Source organism: Parachryseolinea silvisoli, from assembly GCF_021190955.1.
Taxonomy (GTDB): Bacteria; Bacteroidota; Bacteroidia; order Cytophagales; family Cyclobacteriaceae; genus Ohtaekwangia; species Ohtaekwangia silvisoli.
This window is the reverse complement of record NZ_JAIOAO010000008.1, coordinates 68,710-90,081: the sequence shown is the minus strand read 5'-3', so window position 1 is coordinate 90,081 and position 21,372 is coordinate 68,710. Positions and strand designations below refer to the sequence as shown.

Genomic DNA, 21,372 nt, shown 5'->3' with positions numbered 1-21,372 from the left:
CATGCTGCCAGTCTCAGCACCGTTATTTTCCAACCCGCTTCTCCAACACCTCGGCAGTAATCGAAATTAATTTCCCTACGGGCTTCCCGTTCCGATACGTAATCACTCGAAATAGATCAGTTCCCTCCGGCAACTCAATCGGACCTTTATACAGCGGGTAATATTGATTAGGCAACGTATTGTCGAGGGTATAATATAGATCCAATCCAGCAACTTCCGTTTCAAGCTTCAGCACGAGACGCCCCGCTGCATTCTTCGTAACGCCAATGATCGGGTCGTACATACTCCGTGCATAATTACGGCGCGCAAAATCAAACCGCTCAAAGTGTTGCTCAACCCGGCTAACAAACCCGGTCCAGTTGCGCGACGGTTGTGGCGACCAAAATACTTCCGACAGCGCAAAGGCGCGGGGATATACCATGTATTCGATCTGCGGTACTGTGGGAATCTGCTCCGTCCACAAGTTGCCCTGGCCACCGAGGATCAATGTTGAATCGATACCCGCCGGTACGGGATTGTAGTGGTAGCTGTCGCGCAGGCGCACGTGGCTGTAGGTGGGTGGCTCGATAGCGGGGTCGCCCTGGTAAAGGTCGAGGTAGCACGTTTCGTTGGGGGTCATGACTACCGGGTGCTTTTGTTTGGCGGCGGCAACGCCACCGGCTGTGCCACGCCAGCTCATGACGGCGGCGCCGGGTGCGAGCCCGCCTTCGAGGATCTCATCCCAGCCGATCAACTTTTTCTTTTTCGCCGTCACGATCTTGTTCACGCGGTTGTTGAAGTAGGATTGAAGCTCATGCGCGTCTTTGATGCCAAGCTTTTTGATGAGCGCCTGGCAGCCGGGATCTTTTTCCCAATAGCCCTTATAACATTCGTCGCCCCCCATGTGGATATACTCGAACGGAAAGACCGCGGCGACTTCGGTAAAGACCTTGTCGAGAAACTCGTATACCTTTTCGTTGGAGGGGTTCAGGGTGTTGTCGATGTGCATAGTGAACTTGCCGTTGCCGTGCCAGGTCGAGAAGTGGCTGCCGGGGTTTACCATCACGGGCTCGTGAGTACATGACAGCTCCGGGTATGCAGCCAGGGCAGCCATGCTATGGCCGGGCACGTCGATCTCGGGCAGGATCTCGATAAAACGCTCGCGTGCATAGGCGATCACCTCGCGTATTTCGTCCTGGGTATAAAAGCCGCCGTCGGTGGCCGCCTCGCCGGGCTTCGGCGCTTCGTGCGTGCCCCACTGGCCGTAGCGCGGCACGCGCCAGGCGCCCACGCTGGTAAGGCGCGGCAGGCTTTTGATCTCCATGCGCCAGCCCTGGTCGTCGGTAAGGTGCCAGTGCAGGCGGTTGTATTTATAGCGGGCGATCTGGTCGATGAATGCTTTGACTTCTTCTTTGGTAAAGAAATGACGGCTTACGTCGAGCATGATGCCGCGCCAGCCAAAGCGTGGATAGTCGGTTATGCTTGCGACGGGCAACGTCCAGGCGACACCGTTGACGCGCGTCTTGCTTTCGACAGCAGGGGGTAGCAGTTGGAGGAGTGTCTGCACGCCGTAGAAAAGCCCGGCGGCAGTGTTGGCGCGAATGACGGCTTGTGTGGTCGTGATGTCCACGGTGTAGCCTTCTTTGCCGAGCTGGGTATTTTGCGGATTCAGAAGCTGAAATTGGATGCCGGCGGCGGACGCCGTAGTGACTGTCTTTACTTCGATGCCTGTGGCCGGACGCAAGGCGTTGGCGAGGTAAGCGCCGACAGCCGCTACCGCGGGTTGTGAGGCGGGTATCGACAGCGTTGTTTGTGCGGTCAGCGTCAGCGTGCCGGTGCCGGCTTTCACCGCGACCGGCGTGGGAATAATGGGGAGCTGTGGTTGTTGAGCCGGCGCAGTCGTGCTGCAGCAGGCCCAGAATATGATGGCCGTCAGCCGGTGTAAGTGGAGCGTCATGTTGCGAAAAGGGTTAGGATATGATCTTGATCAAAGCTACACATTCCGACGGCCCGAGCGGTGTAGGAGCGTCCCATTTTTTGGTACATCCGTCCGCAATCTCAATCGTTTCCCAGTACCATTGCTGTAAATATCGCAACATGTGCGCGTGTGTGATTTTGAGGAGCCACTATACAGGTTATCTTTAACAACGTGAACCGAAACTTCCTTGTATATGCGCTCACCGCGTTGCGGGTAGGTATAGTACTGTGCATGACGGCTGTGTGTATATATGCACAGCCGGCCGACTGGCGATTTCGACCGTTGGGCACGGCCGATGGTCTCTCGCAAAGTACGGTGTCGCGTATTTACCAGGACAGCCGCGGGCTGATGTGGTTTGGCACACGCAATGGCTTGAACCGCTACGACGGCTATACCTTTACAATCTATAAAAACGATCCCGCCGACACCGCGAGCATCAGCAATAATATTATCCGTGACATAGTGGAAGATGCCGATGGCAATTTGTGGATCGCCACGGAAGGCGGCGGCGTAAACCGGTTTGACCGGCGGCGGGAAACCTTTACGCGGTATGGGCACGATGTCAACAACCCGCAGAGCCTGGCGAGCAATGTGATCAATGCGCTGACCTTCGATGTGCACGGCCGTCTTTGGATCGCCACAGAAGATCAGGGCCTGGATCGTCTTGATCCGCGTAGCGGAGCGATCCGGCACTATATGCCGGACGCAAACAACACGCATAGCCTCGCCGGTATTTCGGTCCGGCATGTGCTGGAAGACAGCCGGGGCAATCTGTGGATTGCCGTCATTGGCGGACTGCATCTATACCGACCGGAAACAGATGACTTTGAAATACTACGGCATGACCCTCACGATCCCGGCACGCTTACGTCCAACGAGGTGTGGTACTTGTTCGAAGACAGCCGTCAGGTATTGTGGGCCGGTACCTATGGAGGCGGTGTAAACTACCTGGATCTTACTACCCGTCGTCTGGGCGCGCTGCGCAAAAATACACGGCGTGGGCCCGCGCTGGCACACGACTATATACTGTCTATATCCGAAGATGCAGACGGTCATGTCTGGATCGGCACGGAGAACGAGGGGATCTGTATCTATGACCGCGCGACAAACACGGTACAGCAAGTGAAGCGCGGTGAAGGACACGATACCAATCTGAGTAACAACTCCATCGACTGCCTGTATCGCGATGCGAAGGGTAACATGTGGGTAGGTACCTACGCGGGAGGTGTAAATTTCTTTAGCGACGCTACGCACAAGTTCAACCATTATCAGTATCATCCGGATGCGTCCAGCCTCAGCCATAACACGGTGTCTGTAGTATATGAAGATAGCCGCAGCAACTTGTGGGTGGGGACCGATGGCGGCGGGCTGAACCTCTTTGACCGCGCGCGCGGCACGTTCCGGCACTTTCGCCACACCGAGGCTACGCGAAGCATTGGCAGCGACTACATCCTGAGCTTGTGCGAGGCGCCCGACGGCACCTTGTGGATGGGCACGTGGGGCGCGGGCATCACGCGCCTTGATCCGCGCACCGGCGGCTATACCTATTTTCGTCACCAGGCGGCTGATAGCAACACGATCAGCAGCAACAACACGTGGGCCTTGTGCCGCGACTCGGACGACAACATGTGGGTGGGATCTTTTTGGGGTGGTCTCGACCTATACTTGCCGCAGCAGCAAGCGTTCCGGCGCGTGGCCGACATTCCTAATATTACAGTTTTAGTAGAAGACCGGCAGGGCTACCTGTGGGCGGGCTCTGACGGCATGGGCCTGGTGCAATTCGACCGTCGCCAGGGGCGGATCGTACAACACTTTCGTGCCGGGGAAAGCAGTGGTCTTACCAACAATCACATCACGAGCTTACACGAGGGCGATGATTGCACGCTGTGGATCGGTACGCTGAACGGTTTGCATCGCCTGGACGCTACACGCACACACTGGCAGCAGTACAGTACTCCGCAAGGTCTACCCGACGAAGGTATAGCCGGCATCCAGGAAGATGCAAAAGGTTATTTATGGATCAGTACCAATCAGGGCATTGCTCGCTTTGATCCGGCCACCCGCGTATTCCGGAATTACACGGTGGCCGATGGCCTGCAATCGGCGGAGTTCCGGCCGGGGGCCTCCTGTCGTACGCGCAGCGGCACGTTGTGTTTTGGAGGCGTGAATGGCTACAACGAATTTCATCCTGACGCCATGGCAGACGTGTCCTACGATCCGCCGATCATTTTTACAGCCTTCCGGGTCATGAATCAGTCTGCGGCGATCGCCGCGCCGGGCGAAGAAGGCATACTCCACGCGGCCATCGGCGAGACCCAAACCATTCGCTTGCCCTACAACCAATCGGTGTTGTCGTTTGAAGTGGCGTCATTGAATTATACACACCCGGAAAAGAAACGTTATGCCTACCGGCTGGAGGGCTTTGATGCCGGGTGGAACGACATCGGCGCGCGCAACACCATTACCTATACAAACCTGGACCCGGGCACGTATACCCTTTATGTGCGCAGCCAAAACAACGAAGGCGTGTGGTCGGCCCGAATGGCCCGGCTCGAGATCATCGTGACACCACCCTTCTGGAAAACGTGGTGGTTTCGTGTTGCGCTGTTCGTATTTCTGAGCAGTGTTGTTTGCTGGATCTTTTACCGTCGCCTGGCCGGCATCCGCGCGCGCAACCGCCTGCTGCAAGAGGAAGTGGCACGTCGTACGCAAGAGCTGACGGAAAGCAATGCCTCGCTATTGGAACGAAACGAAGAAGTACGTTTACAGAATGAAACGCTCGAGCTGCTCAACGGTGAGATTACGCGGCAGTCAGACAAGATCTTGCGGCAGCAGGAGCGGATCGTCGACCAGAATCATACATTGGAACAGACCGTGCAAGCGCTGGAAGAGTCCAACCGTACCAAGGATCGTTTCTTTTCCATTCTGGCACACGATCTTAAGAACCCGGTGCAGGCGCTGGCGGGTATTTCCGAGTTGGTGCGCGAGCGGTTTACGACGCTGAGCCCGGCGGCGCTGTACGAGCAAATTTTGCACATCAGCCGGTCGGCGGCATCGGTACATCAGCTGTTGGTAGACCTGCTGGACTGGGGCCGTACGCAAAGCCGTAATGTGCCGCACACCCCGTCGGATATACGTTTGCACGACCTCGTACTGGACAACACCACACTGTTGGAAGAACAGCTGCGCCAGAAATCGCTGACGCTTACCGTAGACGTTGATACTTCACTTGGCGTGCACGCAGACTACCGCATGCTCGACACCGTGGTGCGCAATCTGCTGAGTAACGCGGTGAAGTTCACTCCAGCCGGTGGATGTATTGCCATCGCTGCAGCACAACAGGCAGAGGCGGTAGCACTCAGCATTACCGATACGGGGGTGGGTATTTTACCGGAGCAATTAGAGCAATGGTGCAGCGGCGTACAGCAAAGCACACCAGGTACGGACGGCGAGACGGGTACTGGATTAGGGTTATTGCTCTGCCGCGAGTTTATTGCCGCCAATCAGGGCACGTTGGCGGTACACTCGGTCGCCGCCCGGCACAATGCCCCACAAGGCACATGTTTTACCATCACCCTGCCGCCCGCACGTCTGGCGCCATCCGTTGCAACGGCTGTCATACCGGCGGTGCCGTTTCGTGAAATACCCCAGCCGCCGCACAAGCCTGTCAATACCCGGCGCCTGCAGGGACGACGGGTACTGATCGTAGACGACAACGCTGAAGTACGTAATTACCTGCGGTTGTTGTTGTCCGATACATTTGGTGTGGTGGAGGCAGCAGACGGCGCGGCCGCGATCAAAATAGCTATGGAAGAACAACCGGCTGTCATCATCAGCGACATGATCATGCCCGTGATGAATGGCGCGGACTTCTGCGCGCGTATCAAAAACAACCTGGCCACATGTCATATACCCGTCATTATGCTGACCAGCCAGGGTACCGAGCAGAGCGAGCTGCTGGGGTACGAGGCCGGTGCCGACGCCTATCTCACCAAGCCCGTACGCCGGCAGGCATTGTTTCAGCTCATCGTCAATTTCCTGCTGCACCAGGAGAACCTCCGGCAGTGGTTCGAGCAAGGCGAGTCGTTATATCCCGAGGGCCACACGGTAAACCACCTCGACGAAGCCTTTTTGCAAAAAGTGGTAGCCTTTGTGGAGGACAACCTGTCGGATCAGTCCCTCGACCACACACGCATCAGCGAGCTGACGAACATGAGCCGCACGGTATTGTACGCCAAGTTCAAAGCACTGACCGGTCAGGGAGTACACGACTTTATCCGCACCATCCGCATGAAGAAAGGCCTGGCCTTGTTGTTGGGGGGGGAGCTTAATATCACGCAGATCGCGTACGAGATAGGATTTAACACACCGTCGTATTTCACCAAGACGTTTGTGAAACACTATGGCATGACGCCAAAAGACTATGTGACGTCGCTGAAAAAAGGTGCCGGAAAAACAATGTGAGTGTGGCGTGTGAGAGCGAATACAAGTTTTCTGTATTTTTCCTACGCTTTCACACGCCACACGCACACTGTTTTTATGCGTAGAGTGTTAGTTTCTGCGCGGCTACTTTGTCGTTCTCGATGTACTCGTCGTACGACATGAGCTTATCGATAAAGCCGTTGGGCGAGATTTCGATGATCCGATTGGCCACGGTGTTGGTGAACTCGTGGTCATGCGACGTGAAGAGTACGGCGCCGGGAAAGTCTTTCAGCGCATTGTTGAACGCCGTGATCGATTCCAGGTCAAGGTGGTTGGTGGGCTCGTCCAGGATCAATAGGTTGCCACCGGCCAGCATCATCCGCGATACCATGCAGCGTACTTTCTCACCACCAGACAATACGTTGCATTTTTTGAACACCTCTTCCCCGGAGAAGAGCATTTTACCCAGGAAGCCGCGGACATACACCTCGTCTTTGTTTTCGTCCTCGGCATATTGGCGCAGCCAGTCGATGAGGTTGTCGTTCGAGTTAAAGTATTCTTCGTTGTTCGCCGGCAGGTAGGCCGGGGTGATAGTCTGGCCGAATTTAAACTCGCCTGTATCGGGCTTCAGCTCACCGGCTAAAATGCGGAACAGCGATGTGATGGCCAGGCCTTCTTTGCTGAGGAACGCGATCTTATCGCCTTTGTTGACGTACACGTCCAGGTTCTTAAAGAGCGGGGAGCCGTTGAGCGAATAGCTGAGGTTCTCGATTTGAAGTATCTGGTCGCCGGCAGTGCGCTTCTGCTGGAAGATGATGGCCGGGTAGCGGCGGGTGGACGGTTGGATATCGTCCACGTTGATCTTATCCAACAGCTTGCGGCGGCTGGTTGCCTGGCGTGACTTGGAGGCGTTGGCGCTAAAGCGCTGGATAAATTCCTGCAGTTCCTTTTTCTTTTCTTCGGCTTTCTTGTTGGCCGACGAGCGTTGTTGCAACGCCAGCTGGCTCGACTGGTACCAGAAAGTGTAGCTGCCGGTATAGAGCTTGATAGCGCTAAAGTCGATGTCGGCGATATGCGTACAGACGGTGTCGAGGAAGTGACGGTCGTGCGATACAACGATCACGGTATTCTTAAACTCCAGCAAGAAGTCTTCCAGCCATGTAATGGTGTTGATATCCAGGTCGTTGGTAGGCTCATCGAGAATCAGGATGTCGGGATTGCCAAACAATGCCTGCGCCAGGAGGATTCGTACCTTTTGATTACCGCTGAGCTCTTGCAGCAGCTTATAATGATCTTCTTCGGGAATGCCCAGACCGCTGAGCAGAGAGGCTGCATCCGATTGCGCGTTCCATCCATCCATCTCGGCGAAATCAGCTTCCAATTCCGAGGCACGTACACCGTCTTCCTCAGAGAAGTCAGGCTTGGCATAAATGGCGTCTTTTTCCTGCATGATCTTCCACAGGCGACTGTGCCCCATCATCACGGCGTCGAGCACGGGCACTTCGTCGTAGGCATGGTGATCCTGTCGGAGCACCGCCATACGCTTGCCCGGATCAATCACCACCTTGCCGCGAGTAGGATCGATGTCACCTGCCAGAATCTTCAGGAAGGTCGATTTGCCGGCGCCATTGGCGCCAATCACGCCATAGCAGTTGCCGGCCGTAAATTTTATATTGACTTCGTCGAAAAGGACGCGCTTTCCAAATTGGAGCGATAGGTTGTTTGCTGCGATCATGTATTATGGGAAGATCAAGCTGCAAAGATAAAGAAAAGTCGCCAACCGGATAATGAGGGGCAAACGGTGTTTATTAATTCTGTAACGAGTGTTAATTGCCGTTGTAAATTTTGTTTTATAAACGAATGACCGGATTTTGTATGTTTTTGCTCTTGTGTCGTCGGGCGCAAAAAGCAGCGCACACGTTTCCAGCAGCGGTTAGATCTTACCACGGCTGGCCTCCGGGAAATTTCGGAGTAGACACGCTCGGCCTGATTTTTTAAGCGTCATTTATTAACTTTTTGATTCTGGTTTTCCACCATACATGTAGAAAAATTCCACAACATTCATCCATTTCACCACTTGCTCAGTTAAAAGGGACGGCTGCTGTGCAGATTGCCCCGGTTGGCATGGAGTTTTAAGATGAGGAGGTATACATGTTCATCAGATACTCGACGGAGTGCTTGTGAACATACATCTATACCTTGTGTCTGGCTTCCCTCGCTCGTCACAAGGTATATTTGTAGAACGCTAAAAACGGTGTTGAAAATTGCTTTAAGAACACGTTCGTAAACACTGTACTGTCAGTTGTTTAGCAATGAATATAGCGGTGTTTGAGCAGATGTAATTAAATTGTTAAGTGTTGATGTCCGTCGTATTGTGACGGCGTTGTGAGCGACAAAATCATTTTACACAAGTGGTGTTGGTGTTGTGAGGCGTGATGTAGTTCATCGCGCTATTCTGATAGTATCATGCCTAATTATTCAGCTCATCGATAAAGAGAAGGAAGCAAGGGCTTTCGTGTGGTATGTTTGTATCGCGAAAGCAATAGAGCCTTTCGTCGGATACTCGAACTGTAAGAGGGATAACGGTTCGGATGTCAGATGGGTTGCTTTCGTGCACAAAAAAAATATCAACCATTATGAACAGTGTGACAGTTTGGTCTGTAAAAGACTGTGCCACTGGCCCCCTCATAAGTTAAAAGAGGAGAAGGTAAAAAATGAAACTCAGATCTTTGTTTTTGATCTGTTGGCTGTTTTGCTCAGCAGTTGTCGTTTTCGCGCAAGGTAAACTTACCAAAGTACCCATCAACACTCGCAGCGCTAACCCTAAGGGTTACATCGAGTATCTGCCACCCAACTATTCTTCCACCCAAAAGTATCCGGTGCTATTCTGGCTGCATGGCCTGGGTGAAGTCGGTACGGGTACCAGCAGCTCATTGGAGACGCTGATGAACCGTCAGATCGCTAACTGGCTGAAAACAAACAGTGTGGACTTTATCGTGTTGGTTCCGCAAGATGCCAGCGGATATTGGAATGGCACGAACGGTATCGCTAAATTCGTAGAATGGGCGAAGACCTATTATAAGACATCCATCGACCTGAACCAGCAACACATGGCGGGTCTGTCCTCGGGGGGTTACGGTATCCGTGACTTTATCGTCGGAAATACCAGCACGTATCAAGGGTTCTCGACCTTCACGCCCATGTCGACCAACCTCGACGGTGCAATCAGTAAGGCATCGCAGATTGTTTCCAACAATCAATATGTATGGATTCACCAGGGCACGGCAGACTATACGCCTAACCAGATCGCCGCTGTTCAGAACTTTCACAACGCGGTCTATAAACTTGACTCGAAACGCGCTCGCCTCACGGCCTACGTAAATCTGGGTCACTCTGCCTGGGACAAAGTGTACAACGGCACGGGGAAAACGTTTGCACAGTGGACGGGCACCATATCCGGTACTACCTACTATAACTGGACGAACAGCGATGTGAACAAAGACTGGTTCGGCTGGATGAAGTCGCACCCGAAGAACGGCACAGTGCCTCCTCCTGATAACAACGTCGCTCCTACATCTATTACCCTAAGCGGCACAGGTGTAGCCTCGGGCGCTCCTGCCGGCACGCTGGTAGGCAACGTTGCGGCCAACGGCACAGCACCGGTAACGATCACCCTGGTATCGGGCGCTTACGACAACGCGAAGTTCAGCGTGGTGAACAACCAGCTTGTACTGGCCAGCGCGCTGACCGAAAAAAGCTCCTATACCGTACAGCTGCAGGCGGCGAACGGTACAGGCACCTACCGCCAGTCGTTCACCATTACAGTGGCAACTGCGGCGGGCGGCGTCTACTCGGTATACCCGAACCCGATGACCGGAAACGTGCTGACAATTACACCGAACCAAGACAACGTATTCTTCAACGCCATCCTGGTGGTCGATGGGAACGGTATCGTAAGGACCCGTTTCGTCAATGTGCAGGGTGTGAAAGGCCAGGCACTGACGTTTCCTTTCGATCTGCCCACGGGCATCTATACCTTGCAGATCTGGCGCCGTTATGCGTCCATGGAAACTGTACGCCTCGTAAAGAACTAACTACATATTCCGGGACTGCGGCATACAAACAATGTCCCCCGCCGACCACGGTTTCTACAAAAGCCGGCCCCAACGGGCCGGCTTTTTTTGTATTCTATGTCCGCTCGTCGCGCTGGCAAGCGGTTGGTCGTCAGGCATCCCCTCGGCATAATCTTTTAAAAGTACAGGGTAAGGTGTCGCCCGCGGGTGACACTATACAACTTCAACTATCCTTATTAGATATGCAACGATTGGTAAGACCCTTATTACTGCTCTTGTGGATTGTCGCGATCAGCGCCGGCGTCTACACCGAGGCCCACGCGCAGCGGGGCAAGCTCACCAAAATCCCCGTCAACACCCGGAGCGCTAACCCAAAAGGTTATATCGAGTATCTACCACCGAATTATGTGAGCACCCGGAAATATCCCGTGTTATACTGGATGCATGGATTGGAAGGCGTCGGCAGTGGTACGTCGGCTGCACTCGACAAGCTCATGAGCCAGCAGATATCGAACTGGCTTAAAACAAACGATGTAGATTTTATTATTCTAGTGCCGCAGGATGCGAGCGGTTATTGGAACGGCTCCAATAGCATTGCCAGATTCGTGGAGTGGGCGAAGGTATATTACAAGAGCTCGATCGACTTGAACCAGCAACACATGGCAGGGCTTTCGTCGGGCGGTTATGGTATTCGTGATTTTATCGTGGGCAACTCGGCCACTTATAAAGCGTTCTCCACCTTCACGCCGATGTCCACCAACCTGGACGGCGCCGTGAGCCGTGCTTCGCAGATCGTCTCGAACAACCAATATGTATGGATCCATCAGGGAAAAGACGATGTTACGCCTAACCAACTGGCATCGGTGGCCAACTTTCACAACGCCGTATACAAGCTTGACTCGCGTCGCTCGCGCCTCACGGCCTACCTGAACCTGGGCCATAGCGCATGGGACAAAGTATATAACGGCACGGGCAGAACGTCGCCGCAAGTGACCGGCACCGTGTCGGGGACAACCTACTACAACTGGACGACCAGCGATCCGAACGGCACCTGGTTTGGCTGGCTGCTGTCGCACCCCAAAACGGGCGCCGCGCCGCCACCGGCCAGTGGTACTGCCCCCACAGCAATTGCGTTAAGCAACACGAGCGTCGGCAGTGGTGCCGGCCCGGGCACCGCCGTGGGCACCGCCGCTGCCAATGGCACAGCGCCGGTAACGACCACGTTGGTGTCGGGAGCGTATGACAATGCACGCTTTTCTCTTCAGAACAATCAGCTTACCGTAGCAAGCTCGCTGGCGGGGCGCACAACCTATACAATTCAGTTGCAGGCCGCTAACAGCTCGGGCAGCATTCGTCAGGCCTTTACGATTACCGTTGGACAAAGCAACGGCACGACGTATACCGTATCGCCTAATCCGGTGGCCGGAAACAGCCTGAATATCACACCCCAGGTCGACAATGTATTCTTCAATGCCATTTTAGTGCTTGATCCTGCCGGAGTGGTACGTGCGCGATACATCAATGTGCCGAGCCAGCAGGGGGTACCGCTAACATTTCCCTTTGACATGACACCGGGCATGTATACCCTGCAGATCTGGCGCCGTAATGCCCCCATGGAAACGATGCGGGTCGCGAAGCAATAACGATATGAACCGGAATCACCCCGCAAGTCCAGCGGGGTGACCACGGTATTTTTTACCCACATCCCCCCGGGCACAATCTTTTAGTGTTTTTCAGGAGAGAAAGCTGTTCCCCCACAGTTTTTTTGTTTTTTTATACTCCCAAACCGCTCGTACATACATGTTAAGACCTCTAGTACTCCTGCTCTGGGCTGCCGTGCTCTGTTGTACGGTAGTGCAATCCGCCGTGGCCCAAAAAGGTACGCTCACCAAGTATGCCATCCGCACGCGTAATGGCAATGTCAAAGGGTATGTAGAATACCTGCCGCCGGGCTTTGACAATAGTGGCAAAACACAATATCCCGTATTATACTTTCTACACGGTCTTGGCGAGAAGGGGTGGGGCTCTTACGAAGAAATAGACAAGGTGCTGAACACCTATCTTTGCCAGTGGCTTAAGACCCACGACGTGCCTTTTGTGGTATTGGCGCCACAGGACCACAGCGGTTACTGGACGGGCGATGGCACCAATGACCTGCAGGCTTTTGTGGCCTGGGCCTCGCAGGAGTATAAGGGCATCATTCAACCGACGCAACAACACCTCGCCGGATTCTCTTCCGGCGGCTACGGCATCAGAGATTACATCATTGCCAACACACCCGCGTGTCGGGCCTTCTCAACTTTTACACTGATGTCCACGAACCTGGCTGCGGCCGTAAACGATGTGAAAAACATCGTGGACAACGACCAGTATGTATGGATCTTCCACGGCGACAAGGATATTAACCCAAACAGAATGAGCGAAGCCGAAGGTTTTCACAATAAGCTCTACGCGCTGGACTCCACACGTACGCGCTTTACGGCGTTTGTCGATGTGGCGCACGCCTCGTGGATCTACGTGTATAACAACGAGGGGAAAAAGAGAAAGCAGCTCACGGGTACGATCGACGGTACGACATTCTATCCCTGGACGGAAGCCGATCCTGATCCGGACTGGTATGCCTGGATGATCCGCCACGGCAAGGCGCCGGTAAATGCCAAGGCTCCTTTTGCGTTGGCGCTGAGCAATCATGTGCTGGACGAAGGCTTTAAAGCCGACACGTTGGTAGGCGATCTTACCGCCGACGGTCTTGAGCCAATGGCGTTTGCGCTGCCGGCCGGTACAGGCGACAATGATGCCTTTGCGTTAGCGGGCAATGCTCTTACCGTGCGCGAGTCCCTTCCGCCGGGTACCTACACGGTGGTGGTGAAGGCAACCAACGTCATTGGGGCGACAGAGAAGACCTTCGAAATTACCGTAAACAAGAAAGAGGAAGTGATTGTCGGTAATGAGCACAGCGCAGGCGCGCGTGCTGTAGCGGTATATCCCAACCCCCTGCAAGGGCGGGTGCTTTCGGTCAGGACAGGCAGCGTAATCGATGCGATTGAGCTGGTCAGCACGCAGGGAGTCACGCTATACCGTACAGTGGAGCAGTCATCGTCGTCGGACGGTATCGTATCCGTTGACCTGGGCGATCTGCCGGCCGGTATCTATGTGGTTCGTTTGTTTCACCGGCAGGCCGCGGTACAACAGAGCAGGCTTGTAAAAACCAACTAAAGATCGATAGACACGCAGAATAGCAGTTTGGAAACGTTTGAAAAATTAAATACCGGTAGGCGCGGAGAGAAGTCTCCATGCTTTCGTTACTTTTCGGAACCCTTCTCACGCAGTTATAAGTAAAAAACTTTAAGACCTACGCCCTTGACGTTACGTAATTTAATGCTTGCCGCCAGCCTGTTGTCGCTGGTCACGGTGGGATTTGCACAAAAAGGCACGCTTTCGAAAGTTCCCGAGAAGACCGTTGACGCGAATCCGAAGGGGTATATTGAATATCTGCCGCCGGGGTTTGATGACAGCGGCGCAAAAAAATATCCTGTACTCTATTGGTTGCATGGGCTGAACGATGCCGGCATGGGGACATCGGGCTCACTCGACAAGATCCTGAACGTTCAGATCTGCCAGTGGCTGAAGGCGCACAACACCGATTTTATCGTTCTGGTGCCGCAAGATCCCAGCGGGTATTGGAGTGGCAATGCCAGCATTACCAATTTTATCACATGGGCGACAGATCACTACAAAGCTGTGATCGAACCGGGACAACAACACCTGGCCGGGCTTTCCGCCGGCGGGTATGCCATCCGTGATATGATCTGGGCAAATTCCGATGTATACAAGGGCTTCTCGACGTTTACCCTTATGTCTACTAACCTCACGGCCGCTGTGCCGAAAGTACAGCAGATTGTCGATAACAAACAATATGTTTGGATCCACCAGGGCGAGGACGATGTTATGCCCAATCTCGTGACAGACGTAGCCAATTTTCACGCAGCCCTCTACAAACTGGATGCCACCCGCACGCGACTGACCGTCTATCGGGACCTGGGCCACGAAGCCTGGGAATGCGTCTATAACGCGCAAGGCATGAACACGGCGCAAGTAACCGGCGCGATAAATGGTGCTCCTTATTATCAATGGACCAAAAACGATCCGGATGGCGACTGGTTTGAATGGATGAAAGCCTGTGGCAAGAAGCCACTGAATGCCACGGCGCCCAATGTACTCCGTCTAAGTGCTATGCCCGGCGTTACGAAATCCACTGTCGGCGCGGCGGTTGGTCGCATTGTCAGCAATGGCGCACGACCTACAACGTTTAGCTTGCCTGCGGGTATATCCGACAATGCGAAGTTCAGCATTAAGGGCGATCAACTGGTTGTAGGCCAGGCGTTGGAGCCGGGCACCTATACCGTTACGATCGAAGCGAAGAATAGCGTAGGCAATTTCCGCCAGGAATTTACCATCGTATTGGCCGCGGGCGGCGTAGTCGGCATAGAAGGAGGGGAGCGCTTAGGCCTCCGGGTCCATCCCAACCCACTGCAGGGAAATACACTATATATCACCACCGCGCAAGACCCACTCCGCATCGACGGCGCCGAAGTGGTTAGCATGACCGGGGCACGTCGCACCGTGCCCATAACATCCACACCCACAAAAAACGAAGTAGCCATCGCCCTCGACAACATCCCCGCCGGCACCTATATACTACGACTCCTAAAGAGCGGCATGGTAGTACTCCAACATCGCCTGGTTCGTTATTGAATCTACGTGCAGGTCGACAATCTACTTACTTATCATACTTCTTCTTCTTTTCTCCCCGAAGCATAGCCTGTATATCCTCATCCCCCCGCAGATTCCCCATCTGCTGCAACACCCAATTCCCTCTTCTCGCGATATACTCCGAAGCGGGATTAACCTTATACTTTTTCGGATTAGGTAAATTCGCCGCAATGCGCGCTGCTTCCACCGGCAGCAATTTCTTCGCAGGCTTCTTAAAATAATACTGCGCCGCCGCTTCAATGCCGAACACCCCACGGCCCATTTCCGTCACATTCATATATACTTCCAGAATGCGTTGTTTGCCCCACACGTGCTCGATCATAAAGGTGAAGTACGCTTCCAGGCCTTTGCGGACCCAGCTGCGGCCTTGCCACAAAAAAACATTCTTGGCCACCTGCTGGCTGAGGGTCGAAGCGCCGCGCAGGCGGGCCTTCGCTTTACTGTTGTTCTCGAGCGCTTTTTGAATGCTCTTGATGTCGAAGCCGTTGTGGTCGGGAAAAAGCTGATCTTCGGAACAGAGGACCGCAAACGGCGCGTTCGGCCCCATGTCGCGCAGGGATATATAGTCGCGCTTCAGGCCGTAGCCGGTTGCCCAGCTCACCAATTGCGTGACGGTAATGGGCGGATCCACCCATTTGAGGATAAAAATATAGACTAACTGGGCGACAAAAAGTACGGCTACGATCTTCTTGAGCCAGCCGCCCGCTTCCTTTGCCTTGGCACTAAAACTCATGGACAGGTTTTTCAGGTGGTAAAAATAACCATTATCATTCTTCGTTATCTTTACGCATTCACTTTTTGCATGAAACATCAAATCAAAGCCTGGTTTTCGGTGGCTGTATGGGTAGTGACGATGTTCCCCGGCGTCGCCTGGGCACAGCGGGAAGTACGCACCTACTACGACTCTGCCCGAAAACATCTCCAGGAAGTGTACACCGTGTCGGCCAGCGACAACAGCAGTATGGAGGGACTTTATCGCCGTTATTACGAAAACGGCCAGGTGATGTTGGAGGGCAATTTTGACGATGGCGTCAAGTCCGGCGAGTTTCGCGAGTTCCATTCAAACGGCCGCCCCGCACGCACGCTGGGGTTTGTCAACGGCTTGCGCCACGGTCCGGTGGTCGTTTACAATGACGACGGAAAACCGGTGCAGCGCGCGTATTATCAGAACGACAAGCTTGCCGACAGCATCCAGCTGTTTTTTGATAACGGCGCCGTTAAAAGTCAGACGTATTTTGCCAGGGGCAAACCGGAAGGGCAAGTGAAAGAGTTTTACCCCAGTGGCGCGGTGCGCAAAGAGATCGTCTATTATCGTGGCAAGCCCAACGGCATAACGCGCACGTTCTTTGAGAACGGCAAGGTAGAGACAGAGGGAAATTATAAAGAAGGCATTCTGACTGGCTACTTTAAAAGCTATTATCCCAACGGCCAGGTAGAGACGATCTCGGAGATGAAGAAGGGCTCGCGCAATGGCGACTTTAAACGGTATGACAGCACCGGCCGCCCGTTGTTGGAAGGCAGCTTTGTAAACGGCAAGTTGCAGGGGCCCAACACGGCCTACTTTGCGGACGGTTCGGTGCAGCACAGGTTCAATTATAAAGATGGCAAGAAGACGGGGCACAACGTGGAATATTATCCGTCGGGCAACGTCCACGTGAAGGAGCAGGTCGCCGCAAACGGCATCGACATGACCCAGGAGACGCTGGATGAGAACGGCGCCTTGCAAAACGAAAAACGATTCCGGAATGATAAGCCGCAGGGCCTGTGGGTATATTACCACCCCGGCGGGCGCACGCCACATATTAAAGAGACATATGATGCCGGCAAGCGTATGGGGGTGCGGTACACGTACTATCCGTCGGGCAAAGTGCAGCAGGAGGAAACGTTTAAATTCGATCTGTTGACAGGCCCGGTGCGCACATATTACGAAACGGGTACGTTGGCCACGCAAGGGGAGTATCGTTCCAACCGCCGTCATGGCCCGTTCACGGCGTATTATCCTTCCCGAAAAGTGCGTGAGCAGGGCGAGTACGCAGGCGATAAAAAGAATCGCGACTGGCGCGAGTACGACGAAAACGGCAAGCTGACGCGCACGACCACTTACAAAGCCGGTGCGGTGGTGACTATTTTAAAGTAAACCATTAACTTGCCGGCTGGAATACCATTTTCATGCAGGCAATCAGCGAAACCAAGTTCAAATTTCCCAACCAAACAGGTTTTTACAGCGGCAAGGTCCGCGACGTCTACTATTTCGGCGATTATATGGCCATGGTGGCCACCGACCGGATCTCCGCGTTTGATGTCATCTTGCCACGTGCCATTCCCGACAAGGGCCGCGTGCTAAACCAGATTGCGGCGTTTAACCTGGAGGCCACCAAAGGCCTGGTGCCGAACTGGGTGATCGCGACGCCCGACCCGAACGTAACCGTGGGCTTCCGCTGTCAGCCGTTTGCGGTGGAAATGGTCGTGCGCGGCTACCTGGCCGGCCACGCGTGGCGCGAATACCGCGCGGGCAAACGCATATTGTGCGGTGTGCCGTTGCCGGAAGGCCTGCGCGAAAACGACAAGCTACCCCATCCGATCATTACACCTACGACCAAAGCGGCCGTCGGACACGATGAGGACATTTCCCGTGAGGAGATCCTGGCCCGTGGCGTGGTGAGTCCGGAAGACTATGCCGTGCTGGAAAACTATACCCTGCGTTTGTTTGAAAAAGGTACCGAGCTCGCGGCTGCCCGCGGCCTGATCCTGGTAGATACCAAATATGAGTTTGGTAAACACAAGGGTACCATCTACCTCATTGACGAAGTACACACACCGGACTCGTCGCGGTATTTTTACCGCGAGGGATATGCTGCCCGGCAGCAGGCCGGTGAGCCGCAGAAGCAGCTCTCAAAAGAATTTGTGCGGCAGTGGCTGATCGAGAACGGCTTCCAGGGAAAGGACGGCCAACGTGTTCCGGAGATGACGGACGCCGTGGTGGAATCTATTTCTACGCGTTACAAAGAGCTGTACGAGGCCGTGCGCGGCGAGGCATTGGCACCCGTGGCGTATACGCAGATGCTGGAAAGAATCGAGCAAAGCATTCTCAATTCAATAAAATCCGTTACCTTAGAAGGTCAGAAACACTAACCGGTGTATGATACCGGCCAGGCAAGAGAGAGACCATTTTGTAAATACGAACCGATGAAATATACGATCGATAAGCAGGAGAAGTACTGCATGCTGAAGCTGCACGAAGAAAAGCTGGACAGCAGTGTGGCACCGGGGCTTAAGTCGGAGCTGATCACGCTGCACGCCGAAGGTGTGCGCAACATCATTCTCGACCTTTCCGATGTGAAGTATACCGACTCCTCCGGCCTGAGCGCCCTGTTGGTAGGAAACCGTATTGTACAGGAAGACGGCGGCATTTTTGTGCTGGCCAGCCTGTCCGACCACTCGATGAAGCTGATCAAGATCTCACAGCTTGACAGCGTGCTCAACATTCTGCCGACGGTAGAAGAGGCCATCGATACGGTCTATATGCACGAGATCGAAAAAGACCTCAAAGCCGGCGACACCCACTGAGGAAGTATGCCGGTGACCGATATACTGACCAAAGCTCTGCGGAGTTTTGGTCTTTTTATTTTACCTGTTGTCGCTGCCTGGTACTATGAGCTTTAAGATTACTATTCTCGGATCGAGCGGCGCCTTGCCGGTATACGGGCGCCACCCCAGCGCGCAGCTGGTGGAGATCCAAAGCCGGTTCTTTTTAGTCGACTGTGGCGAAGCCGCGCAGATGCAGCTCATGCGTTTTGGCGCATCCTACCACCGCATCAATCACATCTTTATCAGTCACCTGCACGGCGATCATTACCTGGGCCTGATGGGCCTGATCTTTACCATGCACCTGCAGCGCCGGGCGGCGGACCTGCACCTCTATAGTCACCGCGGCCTGGACGAGATCATCACCACGCAATTACGCTATTCGCGCTCGGCGCCATCCTTCCGCATTGTTTTTCACCGGTTGGAAAAAGACGCGCAGGGCATAATCTATGAAGACGACGCGATCACCGTGGAGACGATACCACTGGTGCACAAAATCCGCAGCTCGGGTTTTCTGTTCAAAGAGAAACCCAAGCCCCGGCGCGTCGACAAAACGCGTCTGCCCCAAGGGTTGCTGATCCGGCAATTGGCCGGGCTGAAGCGCGGCGATGATGTCGTGGACGACGCCGGCAATATCCTGTATCGCAATGCCGACCTGACGCTGCCGCCGCGTCGTTCGCGCAGCTATGCGTACTGCTCCGACACAGCGTACGTCGAGCGAATAGCAGAACAGGTAAAAGGTGTCGACATTCTCTACCACGAGGCGACCTTTACAATGGATGACGAGCCGCGCGCGCGCGAAACGTTGCACAGCACCGCCGCCCAGGCCGCCACGATCGCCCTCAAGGCTGACGCCGGCAAGCTGGTGCTGGGTCATTTCTCCGCGCGCTACAAAGAGCTTGAACCGATACTGGACGAAGCCCGTCGTATTTTTCCCGAATCATACCTGGCGCTGGAAGGCGTAGAATTTAGTATTGCCGAATAAACATCATGGAACCCACCGTCGAACAAAAACACAGCCGCCTCTTTATGGTCCTGGCGGGAATTGTTATCACTAACGCCTTGCTGGCCGAAATGATCGGCGTAAAGATCTTTTCTGCCGAGGCGACGGTAGGCTCGCAACCCGCGCACCTGAATATCCTCGGGTTCACCATGGATTTTAACCTAACGGCCGGGGTGGTGATCTGGCCCGTCGTCTTTATCACAACCGACCTGATCAACGAATATTTCGGCAAGCCCGGTGTAAAACGCATCAGCTACCTCACCGCGATCCTGATTGCCTATGCATTTGTCATGTTGTTGGTGGCGATTCACCTGCCGCCGGCCGACTGGTGGATAGAGGCTAATAACAAAGGCCCGGAAGGCAATAACTTTAACATCGACTTTGCCTTTGGCAAGATCTTCGGCCAGGGGCAGCGTATCATCTTCGCCTCGCTGGTAGCGTTCATCGTGGGACAGTTGGTCGATGTGTTTGTGTTTCAGCGCTTACGCAACATGACGGGCAGCCGCATGCTGTGGCTGCGGGCTACCGGGTCCACGCTGGTGTCGCAGTTTGTCGATAGCTTTGTGGTGCTATACATCGCTTTTTCCGGCATCTTCTCCAATAAGCAGATTCTCGCCATTGGCATCACCAATTATCTTTATAAAGCCTGCGTGGCCATACTGCTCACACCGTTGATATATATCGGGCATGGCATGATCGATCGTTACCTGGGCAAAGAGCACGCCGAGCGAATGTCTGAAAATGCTGCGGGCGAAAGCAAAGGATTCTTTTAGGCGATTCTCGATTATTTTTTTTGAACGTAGGACCGTCGGGCACATGCCGAAGGTTCGTGCTGTCTACGTATATATACGGGGATGAAAGTGTTTTTTCTACGCCGGCCTTCAGGGTATGTAAAAAAGCGTGCCGGTAAGGGGGCGTGCTGTATCAAGTGTTTTTAAAACACTGGTTTGTTTAAAAGATTTTGACGGATAGTAGGAATAAATTCGTGTAGATGGGTTGATTAAATCTTGTATGAAACCCGGAAAAGTGTACCGGAATTTTTTGATGCTGTGTATATAGCCAGGGGTTGGCGTGTGGTGTGTCTATACTGGAATCTATACAAGTGCATAGTGGTTGTTGATGGAGTGAAAGCGTACGTATTACTACGTATGATGCAGGTTCGTGTTATGGTATTGTGTGAGAAAAAATAAATCGTAAAATTTTTCTAAATCCGGCATTGCATGTTATATTCACTAACACAAAAAAAACGGCGGTATGATTTTTTGACTGCGTGAATACGCGGATCGTTAAGAACAACGGAAAGGTTATTGTCTATGCCGCCGAACTAAACATTGGCGTAAACATCACCAATTACAGTATCATTAAACGATAAGGATATGGGCGTTAAAATTCCAATCGTTGCGCTGTTGAGCATCTTGCTCAATGTTGTCGTGCAAGCGAAGCAAGATCCGGCATGCGCTCATCCATGTAACAGACTAACGGCGGCATCGTCCGCAAAAGATATACTGAATCGGTAATTCGGTATGGGTGTTCGGTAGGGGAGTCGTTCCTGACTTTGT

General features: G+C 53.7%; 13 protein-coding genes. 10 read left to right on the top strand and 3 right to left on the bottom strand.

Translation table 11 applies throughout. The features are described 5' to 3' along the window. Nucleotides 1–22: 22 nt before the first annotated feature. Nucleotides 23–1,936, bottom strand: a complete 1,914-nt coding sequence (locus K7P01_RS30485) for a beta-N-acetylhexosaminidase (protein ID WP_267298388.1) — start codon at nt 1,934–1,936, stop codon at nt 23–25. Nucleotides 1,937–2,128: 192 nt separating this feature from the next. Here K7P01_RS30485 and K7P01_RS30480 point away from each other — a divergent pair, with 192 nt between their 5' ends. Beyond that, the gene (locus tag K7P01_RS30480; protein ID WP_267298387.1) at nt 2,129–6,421 is read left to right on the top strand and encodes a hybrid sensor histidine kinase/response regulator transcription factor; all 4,293 of its coding nucleotides are present in this window, start codon (nt 2,129–2,131) and stop codon (nt 6,419–6,421) included. 73 nt (nt 6,422–6,494) lie between these two features. Here the strand turns inward: K7P01_RS30480 and K7P01_RS30475 are convergent, their stop codons facing one another. Further along, on the bottom strand, nt 6,495–8,114 hold the full coding sequence (locus K7P01_RS30475; RefSeq protein ID WP_267298386.1) for an ABC-F family ATP-binding cassette domain-containing protein: 1,620 nt from the start codon (nt 8,112–8,114) through the stop codon (nt 6,495–6,497). Nucleotides 8,115–9,093: 979 nt separating this feature from the next. On the opposite strand from K7P01_RS30475, the gene K7P01_RS30470 reads away from it, so the two are divergent. The 4 genes from K7P01_RS30470 to K7P01_RS30455 all read left to right on the top strand — a co-directional run bounded on the left by K7P01_RS30470 (nt 9,094) and on the right by K7P01_RS30455 (nt 15,207). Then, nucleotides 9,094–10,473, top strand: a complete 1,380-nt coding sequence (locus K7P01_RS30470; protein WP_267298385.1) for a carboxylesterase family protein — start codon at nt 9,094–9,096, stop codon at nt 10,471–10,473. A 221-nt stretch (nt 10,474–10,694) separates the two neighbouring features. Continuing rightward, the gene (locus K7P01_RS30465; RefSeq protein ID WP_267298384.1) at nt 10,695–12,095 is read left to right on the top strand and encodes a hypothetical protein; all 1,401 of its coding nucleotides are present in this window, start codon (nt 10,695–10,697) and stop codon (nt 12,093–12,095) included. A gap of 157 nt (nt 12,096–12,252) precedes the next feature. Continuing rightward, the gene (locus K7P01_RS30460) at nt 12,253–13,668 is read left to right on the top strand and encodes a T9SS type A sorting domain-containing protein (RefSeq protein WP_267298383.1); all 1,416 of its coding nucleotides are present in this window, start codon (nt 12,253–12,255) and stop codon (nt 13,666–13,668) included. A 144-nt stretch (nt 13,669–13,812) separates the two neighbouring features. Then, nucleotides 13,813–15,207, top strand: coding sequence for a T9SS type A sorting domain-containing protein (locus K7P01_RS30455; protein WP_267298382.1), 1,395 nt, complete (start codon nt 13,813–13,815; stop codon nt 15,205–15,207). A 25-nt stretch (nt 15,208–15,232) separates the two neighbouring features. On the opposite strand, the gene mtgA is transcribed toward K7P01_RS30455, so the two are convergent. Next, nucleotides 15,233–15,958: a monofunctional biosynthetic peptidoglycan transglycosylase gene (mtgA, locus tag K7P01_RS30450; protein ID WP_267298381.1), complete on the bottom strand. Its 726-nt coding sequence runs from the start codon at nt 15,956–15,958 to the stop codon at nt 15,233–15,235. A 69-nt stretch (nt 15,959–16,027) separates the two neighbouring features. Between mtgA and K7P01_RS30445 the strand changes: the two genes are divergently transcribed. The 5 genes from K7P01_RS30445 to K7P01_RS30425 all read left to right on the top strand — a co-directional run bounded on the left by K7P01_RS30445 (nt 16,028) and on the right by K7P01_RS30425 (nt 20,586). Then, a complete protein-coding gene (locus K7P01_RS30445; protein ID WP_267298380.1) occupies nt 16,028–17,362 on the top strand; it encodes a toxin-antitoxin system YwqK family antitoxin in 1,335 nt (444 codons plus the stop codon). A 32-nt stretch (nt 17,363–17,394) separates the two neighbouring features. After that, entirely contained in the window at nt 17,395–18,357 is a 963-nt protein-coding gene (locus tag K7P01_RS30440; RefSeq protein ID WP_267298379.1) for a phosphoribosylaminoimidazolesuccinocarboxamide synthase, read from the top strand. A gap of 54 nt (nt 18,358–18,411) precedes the next feature. After that, nucleotides 18,412–18,792 carry an STAS domain-containing protein gene (locus tag K7P01_RS30435; RefSeq protein WP_254092993.1) on the top strand — a complete coding sequence of 127 codons (381 nt, stop codon included), beginning with the start codon at nt 18,412–18,414 and terminating at the stop codon, nt 18,790–18,792. 85 nt (nt 18,793–18,877) lie between these two features. After that, a complete protein-coding gene (locus tag K7P01_RS30430; RefSeq protein ID WP_267298378.1) occupies nt 18,878–19,795 on the top strand; it encodes a ribonuclease Z in 918 nt (305 codons plus the stop codon). A gap of 5 nt (nt 19,796–19,800) precedes the next feature. Continuing rightward, complete coding sequence (locus tag K7P01_RS30425; protein WP_267298377.1) at nt 19,801–20,586, top strand: queuosine precursor transporter; 786 nt, start codon at nt 19,801–19,803, stop codon at nt 20,584–20,586. The last annotated feature ends 786 nt before the right edge of the window (nt 20,587–21,372 follow it).

Bases quoted from the DNA above. Each gene is read 5' to 3' on its own strand.
- K7P01_RS30425 (WP_267298377.1), top strand. From the start codon at position 19,801: ATGGAACCCACCGTCGAACAAAAACACAGCCGCCTCTTTATGGTCCTG.
- K7P01_RS30470 (WP_267298385.1), top strand. From the start codon at position 9,094: ATGAAACTCAGATCTTTGTTTTTGATCTGTTGGCTGTTTTGCTCAGCA.
- mtgA (WP_267298381.1), bottom strand. From the start codon at position 15,958: ATGAGTTTTAGTGCCAAGGCAAAGGAAGCGGGCGGCTGGCTCAAGAAG.
- K7P01_RS30460 (WP_267298383.1), top strand. From the start codon at position 12,253: ATGTTAAGACCTCTAGTACTCCTGCTCTGGGCTGCCGTGCTCTGTTGT.
- K7P01_RS30440 (WP_267298379.1), top strand. From the start codon at position 17,395: ATGCAGGCAATCAGCGAAACCAAGTTCAAATTTCCCAACCAAACAGGT.
- K7P01_RS30445 (WP_267298380.1), top strand. From the start codon at position 16,028: ATGAAACATCAAATCAAAGCCTGGTTTTCGGTGGCTGTATGGGTAGTG.
- K7P01_RS30475 (WP_267298386.1), bottom strand. From the start codon at position 8,114: ATGATCGCAGCAAACAACCTATCGCTCCAATTTGGAAAGCGCGTCCTT.
- K7P01_RS30485 (WP_267298388.1), bottom strand. From the start codon at position 1,936: ATGACGCTCCACTTACACCGGCTGACGGCCATCATATTCTGGGCCTGC.
- K7P01_RS30430 (WP_267298378.1), top strand. From the start codon at position 18,878: ATGAGCTTTAAGATTACTATTCTCGGATCGAGCGGCGCCTTGCCGGTA.
- K7P01_RS30465 (WP_267298384.1), top strand. From the start codon at position 10,695: ATGCAACGATTGGTAAGACCCTTATTACTGCTCTTGTGGATTGTCGCG.
- K7P01_RS30435 (WP_254092993.1), top strand. From the start codon at position 18,412: ATGAAATATACGATCGATAAGCAGGAGAAGTACTGCATGCTGAAGCTG.